This window comes from Mailhella sp. (assembly GCF_057866825.1).
The window spans coordinates 1-14,411 of sequence record NZ_DBMAHT010000013.1 but is presented as its reverse complement, the minus strand read 5'-3'; the positions used below and the strand labels follow the sequence as shown (position 1 = coordinate 14,411).

Below are 14,411 nucleotides of genomic sequence, written 5' to 3'. Positions count from 1 at the left end.
TTGTGCCAGTCGTATTCCCACACGATTTCCTTGGTCACGGGATTGAATTCCACCACGCGGCTGTAGGGACGCTGCACGTTGTGGAAGCCGGAAATCGGACGATCCGGGGTAGGAGCGCCGTAGCCGCCGAGACCGCCGTTGTCGAAGAACAGGATGTTGCCTTCGCCGGGCAGGCCCTTGGGAATGATGTGTATGCCGTGCGCGCCCACGATCTGGCCCACCTTGAAGTCTTCGGTGCCGGGGGCGAAGTTCGGGCCGAGACGCCACACCACCTTGCCGGTGGCGCGATCGATGATGAACATCATGTTGGAGTCGCGGCTGTTGACGATGATGTTGTCGGGGTTGAAGCGCTTGTCTCCGGCGTCGAACCACTTGTTCGGGCCCACGTAGCTTGCGCAGTTGATGTGCATCCAGTCGTAGCCCTGGCCGCTCTTGAAGTTGAGGCCGTGGCGACCGGCGGCGCGGTTGTCCGCGGGCGGGAAGGAGTTCATGGCTGCAAAGGCGTGCTTGTCGAAGCCGAGTTCGTCCACGTGATCGGAGAGCTTCCAGCTCCAGACAACTTCGCCCTTGGCGTTCACTTCAAGCAGCACGTCGGTGACGAGCTGCACCTTGGGATTGATACGTGCAACCTTTTCGTTGGTATGGCTCAGAATGAGCGTGGTTTCCGCCGCATCGGGGAGAGCCTTGTCGAAGCCGGGCACGTAGTACACCGGGGCGTCCTTGCGCTGGAAGTCGTGATGCTGACGCGCAATCATGGTCTTGCCGTCCTTGGCGGGTTCTCCGGCGATGGCGGGAACGGCCTGCCAGTTGCGGAACTCCCACACCTTCTTGCCGTTGAAGTCGAGCGTGACCACGTTGATTTTGTCCTGCTGGCCGTCTTTCCAGCCGTTGCCGCAGGTCATCATGTAGCCGCCGGGCAGGGCCTTGTTGGGCATGCCGCTGTAGCCTTTCCATTCCTTGACCAGATTGCCGTTCATGTCGATGACGCGCGGCGTGCCGTAGCCGATGACGGTGTAGCCGTTATAGGCCTTTTCCGGATTGTAGAAGGTCACGCCGCTGGGATACGTGGTGGGCACGGCCTGAGAAGCGGCGGGCACGGCGCAGGAGAGGCCGAGCGCGAGCAGGAGACTGACGGACACTTTGTTGAAACGCATGCAAACCTCGCATTGTTTGGAAACAAGAACGTGAAAAATAATGCAATATGCATGCCAGACACGGAAAGAGATGCAATGTCGGAGTTTGGTCTTTTCGGCAAGACGATGTTCCGGGAGAATGTACGAGGATTCGCACAGCAGAAGAGGCGGTTTGGGCAAACAGGTGGTCTGCGGGGGGAGCTGCCGTCCCGGACGCAGGGGGCATTGAGCGGCCGCTGTCGGATTCACGGCGGGGTGCAGGACTCGGCTCTGCCGGAGGACATGCGGGCATGCGGGGCGCGGCCCGGGTGAATGAGCGGCGAGGATGGAAAACGTGCCCGTACTGTGGTGGGGAGGCGCGGAGGAGTGTCGGCGCGGAAGGCGCTTCGGGCGAAAGTTCGACGCGGAAGGCGGAAGCGGGGCAGGCGGCAGGCTCAGCAGCCTGCGCGGACAAAAAAGCCCGGGCGGCGGAGCCGTCCGGGCGTGATGGGCGAGACGCCGGATCAGTATCTCTTGAAGGCGGAAGGTTCGTCTTCTTCCACTTCCACGGTGCCGGCGTTCTTCAGAGCGTCGTCGTAGAGGAAGGGATCAGCCGGAATGACTTCGCGTTCCATGTCGTGCTTGATCTGGGGAATGTAGTCGTAGGGGATGCGGTAGGCGCGATAGATGGAGTTGGTGGGTCTCACACGATGGGAGGTTTCGGCGTCGCCGAAGCCGCTCGCCGTGCCGTACCACATGAAGGGAACGATGTATTCCCAGACGGTTTCGAGCTCGGGGGTCACTTCAAAGATGCGGCCGTCGTTGCCCTCGGTGATGAGGGTGTTGCCGTTGGGCAGGCGCTGGGCGCTGCTCAGGGTGCCGCTGAAGAAGCTGTGCGCTATGGAATGATTCTTGCCGTAGCCGAGGGCCGTGGCGGAGTATTCCCAGACGAGCTTCTTGGTGGTGGGGTCGAATTCCAGCACCTGGGAGTAGGGCATGCCGTTGTTGAACACGAGGATGTTGCCTTCGCCGGGCAGGCCCTTGGGAATCATGTGGGCGTGATGGATCATGCCGCCGGCGGGCAGAGCCTTGAAGCCGCCTTCAGGCAGATGCATGCCCATGAGGCGCAGCGGGTCGTCCTTGGCGTACTTGGGGCCGACCTGCCAGACGATGGAGCCGGTCTTGTGGTCGATGATGTAGATGACTTCCTGACCGTCGTCGGTGATGATGTTTTCCGGATCAAAGGCGGCGTACTTGACGGGATCCTGATCATACCACTTGTTGGGGCCGACCCAGGAAGCGGTGTTCTGGAAGTCGGCGATGCCCTTTTCCTTGCATTCCTTTTCGTGGACCTCGTACACCCATTCCCAGGTGATCTTTCCGGTCTTGTCCACGATGTAGAGGGAAGCGGTTTCCTTGCCGTCAATGGTCTTGAAGCCGGCGATGAGGGTCTTGCCGTCCTTGACGTAGTCCATGCCGGGCACGTAGTAGCCCACGGGGTTGCCTTCGCGCTGGAAGTCGTGATGGGCGTTGGCGCTCCAGATGAGGTCGCCCTTGACCTTCATTTCGGCGGAAGGCTTTCTCTTTTCATACTTGTCGAAGCGCCAGACTTCCTTGCCGTCCCAGTCGAGTTCGACCACGGCGAAGCCTTCGGACTTGCGTTCGGTCCAGTTGTTGGGATCGTAGTATACGAGGTTGGCCAGAAGATGCCCGCCGGGGAGGACCTTGGCCGGCTGACCTTCCACGTTCATCCACTTGTGAACGACCTTGCCGTTCATGTCGATGAGGGGAAGTCCGTGACCCGTGGCGCGCATGGGACCGATGACGGTGTAGCCGTTGTAGGCCTTGTCGGGCTTATTGATGGTAACTCCGGTAGGAAACACGGAGGGATAGGCCTGGGCGGAAGCGGTAAAGCCCAGGGCCAGCAGAGACGCCAGCAGTACTTTTCCAAAGCTGCGCATGGGATTTCTCCACGGTTTGAGGTGTTGTAGAAAGACTTGTCGCAATATGCGAAGGTTCAGCAAGGTTATACAGCATTTCGCACCCGACATCCAGAGAAACCAAAGGGTGTTCTCTGGATGTCGGGAAAATGTTACCACTGACGCACCTGTTTTTTCTGGGCTCCTGCCTTGGCGGCGCGGGCCTTCATGACTTTTGTTGTGTACGCTTTGCCGCACAGAACAAGGGAAAAGAGATGCAGAAAGGCCGCTCCTTTTCCAGAGACGGGCAGGAAAAGAAGCGGCCTTGGAGAAGAGCGCGGACGTCGCGCCGGGTGGAAAAGCGTATGATTGACTACTTGACGACCTTGACCACTACGTCGCCCTTGCGTTCCACGTCGGGCAGGACCTTCCAGTCTGCGGGATCAAGCGGAGAAACCTTGAGTTCCGCGGGCTTCTTCATAGCCTTGAGCTGCGGGCAGTAGTCATAGGGATACAGGGTGGTACGGGAAATCACGGAAGGATAGACGTATTCCCACACGATGGAGCCGCCATCGGGATGGGTGGCGTCGGGCTTCACCTGGAAGGCGCGGCCGGCGTAGTCTTCGGAAATGAGCACGTTGCCGTTGTCCATCTTGTAGGCGGATCCCTTGTACTTGCTCAGAAGACGCACGTTACCGGCAAGAGCGGGCATGTAGCGCCACACGGCCTTGCTGGTGGTGGGGTCGATTTCCCATATCACGGTCTGGGCGGCATGAGCGCCGTTGCGGGTGAACAGGCCGTTGTCGAACACCATGATGTTGCCGGCGCCGGGCTTGCCCTTTTCGATCATGATGGGTTCATGGCACTGGCCGAGGCCGCCCATGGCCTTGAAGCCCTTCAGAGACCAGACGATGTCGCCGCTGTCCTTGTCGATGATGACGAATTCATCGAAATGACGGGGGTTGTAAAGAATGTTGCCGGGCTTGAAGCGCTTGTCGCCGGCGTCGTACCACTTGTTCGGAGGAATGATGGAAAGGGTGTTGCCGTGCGTCCAGTCAGCCATGCCGGTGAGGGGCATGTAGCGGTTGATGTCGAGATGATCGGAAGAGCTCCACGACCACACGACCTTGCCCTTGGGATTCACTTCAATGAGCATGTCGCCGCGCAGCTTGGCGTTCTTGCGGTCCTGGGTGCCCCACCACTGGGTGGTCTGGTTTTCAACCTTCTTGATGACGCTGTCGGGCACGGTTTCGTAGCAGAGAATCAGGGTGTTGCCGTTGGGCAGGCGGCGGCCGTCGTGATGGGGGCCGAGCTTGGTGGCGAAGTTCCACACCACCTTGCCGTCCCAGTCGTATTCCGTCACTTCGCTGCGGGTTTCACTGAAGCTCAGCAGATGGCCGTCGGGCAGCAGGTAGCACTTTTTGTTGTTTCCGAGATCCTTCCAGGAGTGTACGACGTTGCCGTTCATGTCCATGAGGAAGACCACGTCGCTGTCTTCGGCTCTGGGAACGTCGGCCACGCTGTTGAAGTCGGGAGCGCCCTTGAAGGCTTCACGGTTGTCCACTTTGGCGTAGATGTCCTTGAAGTCCACGCTGATGAGCACATAGCCGTTCTGAGCCTGCGCAGGGTCATAGACCGTGGTGCCGGTGGGATAAACACTGGGAGCCGCCAGCGCGGAGGCGCTCATGCCCAGAAAAAGTCCCATGGCCGCTGTGGCAAAAAGTTTTTTCATACGCTTCCCTCCTCAGGGTTAATAGCTGTGCATTCCGGTGGGAATTTCCGTTTCGTACACCACGTCGCCGCCTTCTTCCGTGGGGCCGAGCATGCCGAAGATGACGGCGGTCATGCCGGGCACGTTGCGAAGATCGGAAGCGGTCTTGAACGGACCGTTCTTTTCGCGGTAGGCGACAATGGCCTTGGCGAGGTCTTCATCAATGATGCCGTCCGTGACTTCCACAAGGATGTCGGCCGGAGCCTTGTTGAAGCTGATCGTGTCTCCCTCGGCCATGGCCGCGCAGGGAAGAAACAACGACAAGGCCAGGGCGCAGGCTCCTGTTTTCCAGAAATTGTTCACAAGATCCTCCTGAACGTTTGTTCTGCGAGGGCAGGTTCTCGCACGGCAGGACAGCTCTCGGCAGAAAGTGAAGATTTATGGGCTGAAAACAGGCCGCGAAGGCGGCAGAGGTGCCTTGGCGCTTCCGCCCGGAGAAGGGCGGAAGGCGCTTTGGCGGAAGGTTGAAGGATGAGTGGCGGGCCGGAAGACGGCGGGAATCAGTACGACTTCATGCCGGGCAGGGCGTTGGGATTGAAGACGAGGTCGTTTTCTTCCTCGATGGGATCGAGTTCACGGATGAGCTCTTCCGTCATGCCGGGGATGTCGTTCAGGTCTTCGATGCGGGTGAATCTTCTCCCGGAGCGCGCTTCAACAATGGCCTTTGCGGTCTGCATGGGCAAAACGACGCCTTCCTCGGCGCAGTCGCGCACCATTTTCTTCGCGCTGGCCCTGTTGAAGCTGAAGGACCCGGCATACGCAGGCGCAGCGGCAAGGCAGGCTGCAATCAGCGGTATGGCAATGCGGGGCGTATGCATGGGGTTCTCCGTAAATCAGCACTTGGAAGGAGCCAGGGTGAGCTCGGCGTCGGGATCGTACCACAGGGTACCGCCGTGCTCAATGGGATTGATGGCCTGAAGCGTGTGGTTGTCCAGCCCCGGTACCTTCAGGAAGTCTTCGGGCAGTTCAAAGGGCTTTTTCTTGGCCATGTCCACGATGGCGGCCGCCATTTCGGGGGTGATGTTGGCGTCGGGAATATCCATGAGCTGTTCGACCGTGGCCTTGTTCAGATCAAAGGCGTCGGGGCCGAGTTCCACGTCCTCGGCGGCGAGGGCGGGGGAGGCGGCGCAGAGGAACAGACCGAAAAGAAAGGCGAGAAGAGACTTTTTCATGCTGACTCCGTTTACTTGCCAGGCTGATAGGGAGTTTTGCTGGCAGGGATTTTGAACGTGACGTTTTCCGGCGGGGTAACGGCGAATTCCTGGGGCTTCTTGAGCTGCGGCACGTAGTCGTAGGGCACGCGGTAGGCGCGATAGACCAGGTTGAACTTGCCGTTGGGATTGTACCAGGGGCTGATGTATTCCCACACGATTTCGTGGTCGGGGGTGACTTCCTGGAACTGCCCCACGGCGCCGTTGGTGATGAGGGTGTTGCCGTTGGGCAGGCGCTGGGCGGAACTCACATAGTCGCTGTAGAACTTGTAGGTTTCGCGCAGGCCCATGGTGGCGGCGGAATGTTCCCACACCTTCTTGAGCGTGACCGGATCGAATTCAACAACGCGCGAGTAGTCGCGGCGGGCGTTGCTCCAGCCCATGGGGGCGGTGGGATTGCGTTCGCCGTAGCCGGCGAAGCCGCCGTTGTCGTACACCAGAATGTTGCCCGCGCCGGGCAGGCCCGCGGGAATCATGTGGCAGTGATGCTGACCCACGAACTGACCGAGGCGATACAGGGCTCTCTTGTATTCCTTGCCGCCGAATTCCCACTTGTCGTCGGGATAGAAGGTGGGGCCGATCTGCCAGACAATCTTCTTGGTGGCCTTGTCGATGATGAAGCAGGTGTTGAGCTGGCGGCAGGAGCAGATGATGTTTTCGGGGTTGAAGGCCGCGTACTTCACGGGATCCTCGTCGTACCAGTGGTTGGGGCCGAGGTAGGAGGCGGCGTTCATGTGCATCCAGTCGGCGGCCTTCACGCCGGGAGTGCGGGTCATCTGCCAGGTGGGGAAGCGGTACATGGTCTTCTTGAGATCTTCGGGGAGCTTGAGCTCGTCGAAGTGCTCGAAGGCCTTCCAGTCCCAGACGATGTTGTTGTCCTTGTCCACTTCAAAGAGGTAGTCGTCGTCGAGGGGCTTTTTCTTGGTGATGGCGGGATTCTCGGTGAACAGATGGGAGAGCACGAGAATTTTGCCGTCGGGCTTGTAGCTCACGTCCATGGTGGGGCTGTAGTAGCCGGTGGGGTTGCCTTCCACCTGGAAGTCGTGATGCATGCCGGCGAGCGGAATGTTGCGCACGATCTTGCCGTTCCAGTCGCAGATGGAGAGGTCGGCGGACATGGGATCGCCGAAGGTGCGGCCCTTCATTTCCGGCTTCTGACGGGTGGCGCCCATGATGTAGCCGCCCTTCAGCAGCTTGGCGGGATGTTCCAGTTCGCTGACGTTCTTCCATTCATGAACGACGTTGCCGTTCATGTCGATGAGCACGCAGCCCTGACCTGCGGTTTCCACGCCGAAGACGGTGTAGCCGTTCCAGCATTTTTCCGGCTTGTAGATGGTGGTGCCGTGGGGGAATACCGAAGGAAACGCCCAGCTGAGGGAAGGCGCGGCCGTGGCCGCGGCGGCTGCGGACAGACCCATGAGGAATTGACGACGATTCATGTTTCTTCCTTTGTGAAGGTGAAGGCAAAATAATCAACAATATGATAGCAAAGAGTATGCCATAATGTTTTTTACTGAAAAATCAAGGGGATTGTCCCTGAAATAATGACGAACCGTAAGAGATGCCGCACAAAAGGACGGGGGCTGTGCGAAAAACCGCACGCTTTTTTCTCTTGCGGCGGCGCGGACCATGATGTTTTATGAATCTGAGGAGAGAATCATGCGTCGCTGGTCCGTATTTGTGCTGTTGTTTTTTGTTCTGCTTGCGGGATTTGTGCGGACGGGCGAAGCCGCGTCCGTGCCGGACCGGGCAAACAGTCTTGTCATCGGCGTTCCTCCGCATTCGGCGCCGCTGTCGTTTCTCAACGAAAAGCGGGACGGCCTTCTCGGGCTGGCCGTGGATCTCAGCGTGAAGATGGCCGAGGAGCTCGGCAAGAAGATAGTATTCGTGCAGAGCAACGCGCGCAAGCTGGAGCAGAAGCTGCAGCGTGGCGAAATAGACGCCATGGTGGGGCTCCTGCCCGTGAATCTGCAGAACGATTTTTCCGACGTGCTGGTCACGCCGCTGGCGCTGAACCGCGCCATTCTGGTGGCGGGGCAGGAACATCAGTTTTCCATGGAGAGCGATCTTGCGGGGCACAGGGTCATTCTTCAGCGCGGGGACGCCTACATACCCAAGATGCTGGACATGGGCTGCACCGTGGTGCAGGCGGACTCCATCACCAACGCGCTGAACCGTCTGATGGCCGGTCAGGCCGACGCCTACGTCGCAAGTTCGGTGGAAATGGCCTTCTACATCGTGCAGAGCAAGGAATACCGGAACATCCGGGTCATGGGCGGTTCGCTGGAGCGCATTCCCATGGTGATGATGGTGGGCAGACGTTCCGGCCTGCTGGAGCGCCTGACCAGCGCCCTGGTTCATCTTGAAGAGAACGGCGAAGTGGAGCGTCTGCGGTCGAAATGGCTGGGACGTTCGCTGTACGTGCCCAGCCTGTGGGAACTGTACCGGTATCACATTCTGTGCGCGGTGGCGCTGCTGGCCTGCATATTCATTGCGTCCGTCACCTGGATTTACGCGCTCAAGCGTCAGGTGCGCAAGGTTTCGCGCAGGCTCATACGCTCGGAGCGCAAATATCGCGATCTCATTGAGGAATCGCCCGACATTATTCTTCTTCTCGATGAAAACGGGCGCATCACGCTTTCCAACCGGGCGGCGAGAAGCGTGCTTCACATTGCCGGGAGCGGCTACAGCGCCATGCTCATGGAGGCGCTTTGCACCGAGGTGAACGGCTGTCTTGAGCGTTTTGTGCAGCTCATTCCGCGGCAGGGCGCGCTGCGGCGGGAAATCACGCTGGCGGCGGGCACGGATGAGGAGCTGGTGCTGGAAGTCAATCTGTTCATGGCGGACATGGAAAGCTCGCCCTACGCCATATGCCTGATAGGCCGCGACATGACGGAACGGCGCAGGCTCGACGCGCAGGTCATGGAAATGGAGCGGCTTGCCGTGCTCGGCAAGCTGGCCGCCGGGGTGGCGCATGAGATCAACAATCCCATAGGGATAGTGATGGCGCATGCGGAAATTGCGCTGGAGGACTGCCCGGAAGACAGTCCGCTGCGGCCCATGCTGAAGGCCATCTACCGCAACGGCGAGCGCGCGGTGAACACCACGCGGCGGCTGTTGAACATGGCGCTGCCGAGCTCCGTGGAATACGAAACGCAGAATCTTGCGCAGATCGTGCGGGAAGCGCTGTTTTTTCTGAAGCCCCGTCTTCGCGCCGTGAGGGTGGACGCCGCCATGCTGCCCGCAGAGCTGTGCATCCGGGGCAACCGCATCCTGCTGGAACAACTGGTGCTGAACCTGCTCATCAACGCGCTGGACAGCATGGAAAGCCGTGCGGAAGAGGAGCGGGCGCTGGTCATTGAAGGGCGGTGCCGGGAAGGGCGCGCGGTGCTGGACATTTCCGACACGGGCAGCGGCATCAGCGAAGAGAACCGGAAGAAGATTTTCGATCCGTTTTTCTCCACCAAGGGCAACAAGGGCTTCGGCCTCGGGCTGTACATTTCCCGGCACATTGTGGAGCTGCATGAAGGCGACATCGACGTAAGCTCGGAACTGGACGCAGGTTCCACCATGTCGCTCTCGTTTGCTGTCGTCCAAAAGAGCGGATGCTGACGCGGGGCGCAGCGCGGCGGCCGGAAAGGCGGGGCAATGCGCGTGCCTCCTGTTTTCGCGACGCGGCAATCCTTTGCGGGTGAGCTGACCGCGCCTGCGGGGCGGAACCGTCGCCCGCCCATTTCTGCCGAATGCCGCCGAGTCTCTTTGTTTTTGCTGCCTTCTCTGCGCGCCTGCGGAGAAGGTGCCTCACTCATGCATCCACGCCGAGAAAGAGAACCTTTGCTGCTTGCCCGTGGGGCAGGGCTGCCGACTGTGAAAGAGAGATCCGGCTTGCGGGTTTGCGGAAAGGTGGCGGGCAGTTCGCGTCCCCGTCGCCGTTGGTCTTTGCTGCGCGCCTGCCGGAAATGTCTTGCGCCGGAGCGTTTTGCCTGCCTTTTTGTCCTCTGCCCGGCGTTGCAGCTTGTAAACCGGTTGTTTTCTTTGCGGCCCGGGTCGCGCTTGTCCGGCGGCGTCGTCTCGCCCGCCGAGGTGGCGCGGGGTACGTTTCCGCGCCGCACAGGGAAGGGCGCAGGATCAGTCGGCTTTGCTCTCCTGAACGTTCCTGGCCGCTCCCGGTGCTCATCCTCCCCCGGAAGCTTCGGCTTGTCTTCCGTCCCTTGTTCGCTGCCGCAGAGAAATTGGCGCGCCCTGCGAGTGAGCGCCTGCGTGCTTGCGGCTGAGACGGACTCGAGAGCATCAGAAAAGGCCGGAAAGACTGGCTTTCCGGCCCTGTTTGATGAACGGCGTCCATCGGCAGCGTTGCGATCGGAATTTTCGGAGTTTCGCCCCTTCGCTCCGGCCGCAATATCTGCCGGCCCGGCGGGACGTCGGACTCACGCTGCGCGCATGGTGTGCGCCGCGTGCCGAAGCATCCCTGCCGGAGCTGTGAGCGCGCCGACTACTTGATGTACTGGTTTTCCCACTTGGTCATGGTGCCGTCGGCCTTGATGCCGGCCATCCAGTCGTTCACGGCCTTGAGCAGATCGGGATGATCCTTGGTCATGAGCACGCCGAAGTGGTTTTCGGTGAAGGGCTTGTCCACCAGAGGAGCGGCAACCTTGGGGTTGTCCTTGACGTAGCGGACGGCTTCCATGGTTTCGGTGATCATGACGTCGGCCTTGCCTTCGCCCACGAGACCGGGAATTTCAGCGTTCTGCTCGTGCATGATGAGCTGAGCCTTGGGCGTGGATTCCTTGGCGAACTTTTCGTTGGTGCCGCCGGGGTTGTACATGACGCGCACGGAAGGCTTGTTCACGTCGGCGAGGGACTTGAACTGACCGGCCTTGGTCTTGGTGACCAGAATGGTCTTGCCGAAGGTGAGGTACGGATCGGACATGGCCATGACCTGCTTGCGGGCGTCGGTGACGGTGATGCCGCACATGGCCACGTCGAACTTGCCGGCGAGGGTGTCGGCCTGCAGGGTCTTCCAGGTCGTGGGCACGTATTCGAGCTTCACGCCGAGCTTCTTGGCCAGAGAGGCGGCCATTTCGGCGTCGAAGCCTTCATACTTGCCGGTTTCCTTGTTGAGATAGCTCATGGGCTTGTAGTCGCCGGTGGTGCCGACGAGCAGCTTGCCGCTGGACTTGATTTCCGCAAGGCTGCGGGCGTCGGCGTTCTGAGCGACGAGGCCGGTGGCGGCGGCGATCAGCAGGGAGGTCATAAGAATTTTCTTGAACATGGGATCATCCTCCTGAAAGATGAATGGTAGCCTGCTTAGAGTAGAGGCATTGAAGGGCGCTGTCCAGTGCTCCGGAAAAGATCGACGGTCGGTCAGAAACGTTTTTTTCTTCATGATTTCGCGTATCAGGAACGATATCGACGCCGCAGTAAAGAAAAAAAACATATTAAAATCGTCAAAAAGATGAGGCGGGAGCACTCGTCTTTGCGGAGAAGGAAGGCGTTGTCGCGCGCCCGGAGGCGGGAACGAGGTTGCGCCCGCTGCGGAGATGGGCGCATGAGACCGTGTGCCGACACTTGCACGGAAGAGAGCGCCCACATGCAGAAAGAGCGCCGATTCCTGCAAATCGACGCTCTTTGATGAGATGTTTTGCTGCCGGAAAGAGTTTCTACAGCCAGCGGAACCAGTCCTTCCAGGAGCCCTGCTGATGCTCGCGCATGCTCTGGGCTTCTTCCTTGCGGTATTTCAGGAAGGCGGCTTCGCCCTTGGTCTTGGCGTATTCCGCTTCTTCCTTCACGTCGGGGAAGTTGCGCACCACGTACTCATAGCGCGTCCAGGCGGCCTGATAGTTTTCCATGCCCCAGAACACGTTTGCGATGAACAGTTCGCGCTGGGCCAGCGTCTTGCGGCAGGCGGCAATCTGTTCCACGGCGTTTTTGCCGTATTCGGTGTCGGGGTATTCCTGATGGAGCCTGGTGAAGTATTCCAAGGCCTCGTTCACGGGCGTGGCCGAATGATCGATGGACGTGTAGGAATTCTTCAGCGACATGCCGGTCTGATACAGCACATAGGGGATGGCTTCATGGCGGGGATGCAGCGTTTCAAAGTCCTTGTAGGCTTCCGCGGCGAGCGGATATTCGCCGTCAAGGTAGTGCGCGTCGGCCAGCGCCAGTTCAGCTTCTATGACGTAGGGGCTGAAGGGAAAGTCATCCTTGATGCGGGTGTAGTACACGATGGCCTGCGAATAGTTCTTTTCACGCATGGCGTCGTTGCCGGCCTCGAATATTTCCTGCACGGTGTCGTCCGCCGGGGGCAGGAAGTATTCGTCCACAAGGGAACAGCCGCTCAGGAAGATGGTGCAGGCAAGCATTCCCATAAGAAGCAGTTTACGCATTCCATTGCTCCAGATAAGACGAAGCGGCCGTTGCCGCCGTCGCTCCGTCGCCCACGGCGCTGCTGACCTGTCGGCAGCGCTTGGCGCGAATGTCGCCCGCGGCGAAAATGCCGGGAATGTTCGTGCACATTTCGGCATCCGTCAGCACGAAGCCTGCGGCGTCGCGGTTGACGCCCTCGGGCAGATAGCCGCTGACGGGCTCCATGCCCACGTAGATGAACACGCCCTCCACGGGGATCACGCGGGTTTCCCCGCTGTCCAGGCGGCGGACGGCCACCGAGTCCACGCCCGCGGTTCCGCCGCGGATTTCATCCACGACGCTGCCGGTGACGAGCTCGATGTTTTCGGCTTCGCGAACCTTGTTCTGATAGATCATCGCCCCGCGGAAGGCGTCGCGGCGGTGAATGAGATAGACCTTGTTGACGATGCGGGAAAGGTACAGCGCTTCCTCAAGGGCGGAGTTGCCGCCGCCCACCACGGCCACGTCGCGGCCGCGATAGAAGTTGCCGTCGCACACGGCGCAGTAGGAGACGCCCTTTCCGCTGAACGTATCTTCGCCCGGAGCGCCGAGCTTGCGGTGATGCGCGCCCGTGCAGGCCACCACGCTTTTGGCTTCCAGCGTCTTGCCCTCGGCCAGATGGAGGCGGAAGGTGCGGCCTTCGGTCTGCTCCATGGAGAGCACCTGACCGCGCACGCGTTCCACCGGATAGGAGGCGAGATGCGCGTCAAAGAGGTCGGCCAGTTCCCATCCCTTGATGCTCTTGGGAAAGCCGGGATAATTTTCGATTTCGGCGGTGCTGAGTATCTGTCCGCCCGGTGCGGCGTTCTCGACGAGAGCCACGCTCACGCCGGAGCGGACAAGATACAGGGCCGCGGTGATGCCCGCAGGCCCTGCGCCGATGACTACGGCGTCGTACAGCATCAGAGAGCCTTTTCGATCATGCCCACGAGGTGGGACTTGGCCACGGCACCGGTCACCTGATCGACGACTTCGCCGTCCTTGAAGACGATGAGGGTGGGAATGGCGCGGATGCCGAAGAGGCTGGGCACGCGGGTATTTTCATCCACGTTGACCTTGCAGACGAGCACCTTGCCGTCGTATTCGGCGGCGAGCTCTTCCACGATGGGGCCGATGCCGCGGCAGGGGCCGCACCAGGGAGCCCAGAAGTCAACGAGAACCGGAATGGAGGATTTGATGACGACGCTTTCAAAAGTGGCATCAGTAACGGCGGTGGACATTGGTGAACTCCTTCATAAATGGCTTGTGGCGAGCGCCGGAACGCATCCGGCGCGTCTCCGTCTTATCACGAAAAAAAATGATGCGGAATGATTGTAGGTACGGGGTATGTCTCTGTCAAGGCAGAGCGTGTCCGAAGGGCTTCCAGTCCTGCGGAATGACCTGTCCGCGGGGGATGGCGGAAAGCGAGAGATCGTGGACGCGTCCGGCCTTGGCCATGTGCCAGCCCGCCCGGGCTATCATGACGGCGTTGTCGCCGCACAGCGACAGGCGGGGAATGAACAGCGGAATGTGCTTCTTTTCCGCAAGTTCGGCGAATTTCTTGCGCACCACGCTGTTGGCGGCCACGCCTCCGGCCACCACGATGCTCTTCGGCGTGAACAGGTGCATGGCGCGCTCGGCCTTGATGGTCAGGGTTTCCGCAATGGCCAGAAGGTAGGAGGCCGCGGCGTCGCACAGTTCCTGACTTGCAAGATCGAGCCTTTCGCGGGCCGGGGTGTCTCCGGCGGGAAAATGGGCGTGCGGATGCTGGGAGAGCCAGAGCGCGCCTGCGGTCTTGAGTCCGCTGAAGCTGAAGTCGAGATTGTCGTTGTGGGTGTAGGGCCGGGGGAAGAGATGCGGATCGGCCGTGCCCTTCTTGCCGAGGGCGTCGAGCAGCGCGCCGCCGGGATAGGGCAGGCCCGCGGCCTTGGCGAACTTGTCGCAGGCTTCGCCCGCCGCGTCGTCGATGGTTTTGCCGAGCACCGTCATGTCCACGGGGCCGTCCATGCGGTAG

Annotated in this window: 13 protein-coding genes; 1 reads left to right on the top strand and 12 read right to left on the bottom strand. The window is 60.3% G+C overall.

What is annotated here, in order from left to right:
- The 7 genes from ACZM96_RS02855 to ACZM96_RS02825 form a co-directional block, all read right to left on the bottom strand.
- Positions 1-1,154 (bottom strand): aryl-sulfate sulfotransferase (locus ACZM96_RS02855; protein ID WP_489487206.1); only part of this gene is annotated, 1,154 nt, incomplete at its 3' end.
- A gap of 482 nt (positions 1,155-1,636) precedes the next feature.
- Positions 1,637-3,073, bottom strand: coding sequence for an aryl-sulfate sulfotransferase (locus ACZM96_RS02850; RefSeq protein WP_489487205.1), 1,437 nt, complete (start codon positions 3,071-3,073; stop codon positions 1,637-1,639).
- Between the two features lie 331 nt (positions 3,074-3,404).
- Positions 3,405-4,763, bottom strand: a complete 1,359-nt coding sequence (locus ACZM96_RS02845) for an aryl-sulfate sulfotransferase (protein ID WP_489487204.1) — start codon at positions 4,761-4,763, stop codon at positions 3,405-3,407.
- 18 nt (positions 4,764-4,781) lie between these two features.
- On the bottom strand, positions 4,782-5,105 hold the full coding sequence (locus tag ACZM96_RS02840) for a ComEA family DNA-binding protein (protein WP_294486597.1): 324 nt from the start codon (positions 5,103-5,105) through the stop codon (positions 4,782-4,784).
- A 197-nt stretch (positions 5,106-5,302) separates the two neighbouring features.
- Positions 5,303-5,620 (bottom strand): helix-hairpin-helix domain-containing protein, encoded by a 318-nt coding sequence (locus ACZM96_RS02835; RefSeq protein WP_294486595.1) that lies wholly within the window; start codon positions 5,618-5,620, stop codon positions 5,303-5,305.
- 15 nt (positions 5,621-5,635) lie between these two features.
- A complete protein-coding gene (locus ACZM96_RS02830; RefSeq protein ID WP_489487203.1) occupies positions 5,636-5,974 on the bottom strand; it encodes a ComEA family DNA-binding protein in 339 nt (112 codons plus the stop codon).
- Between the two features lie 11 nt (positions 5,975-5,985).
- Positions 5,986-7,452 (bottom strand): aryl-sulfate sulfotransferase, encoded by a 1,467-nt coding sequence (locus ACZM96_RS02825; protein WP_489487202.1) that lies wholly within the window; start codon positions 7,450-7,452, stop codon positions 5,986-5,988.
- Between the two features lie 220 nt (positions 7,453-7,672).
- Between ACZM96_RS02825 and ACZM96_RS02820 the strand changes: the two genes are divergently transcribed.
- Entirely contained in the window at positions 7,673-9,625 is a 1,953-nt protein-coding gene (locus ACZM96_RS02820; RefSeq protein ID WP_489487201.1) for an ATP-binding protein, read from the top strand.
- Positions 9,626-10,505: 880 nt separating this feature from the next.
- On the opposite strand, the gene ACZM96_RS02815 is transcribed toward ACZM96_RS02820, so the two are convergent.
- The 5 genes from ACZM96_RS02815 to ACZM96_RS02795 all read right to left on the bottom strand — a co-directional run.
- Positions 10,506-11,285, bottom strand: a complete 780-nt coding sequence (locus tag ACZM96_RS02815) for a transporter substrate-binding domain-containing protein (protein ID WP_489487200.1) — start codon at positions 11,283-11,285, stop codon at positions 10,506-10,508.
- 388 nt (positions 11,286-11,673) lie between these two features.
- On the bottom strand, positions 11,674-12,399 hold the full coding sequence (locus tag ACZM96_RS02810) for an outer membrane protein assembly factor BamD (RefSeq protein WP_489487199.1): 726 nt from the start codon (positions 12,397-12,399) through the stop codon (positions 11,674-11,676).
- On the bottom strand, positions 12,392-13,324 hold the full coding sequence (gene trxB, locus ACZM96_RS02805; RefSeq protein WP_489487227.1) for a thioredoxin-disulfide reductase: 933 nt from the start codon (positions 13,322-13,324) through the stop codon (positions 12,392-12,394). Before trxB ends, ACZM96_RS02810 begins: the two co-directional genes overlap by 8 nt.
- Positions 13,321-13,638, bottom strand: a complete 318-nt coding sequence (gene trxA / locus ACZM96_RS02800) for a thioredoxin (protein ID WP_294486576.1) — start codon at positions 13,636-13,638, stop codon at positions 13,321-13,323. The genes trxB and trxA overlap by 4 nt, the downstream gene beginning before the upstream one ends.
- Positions 13,639-13,753: 115 nt before the next feature.
- Positions 13,754-14,411 (bottom strand): tRNA (adenosine(37)-N6)-threonylcarbamoyltransferase complex transferase subunit TsaD (locus ACZM96_RS02795; RefSeq protein WP_489487198.1); only part of this gene is annotated, 658 nt, incomplete at its 5' end.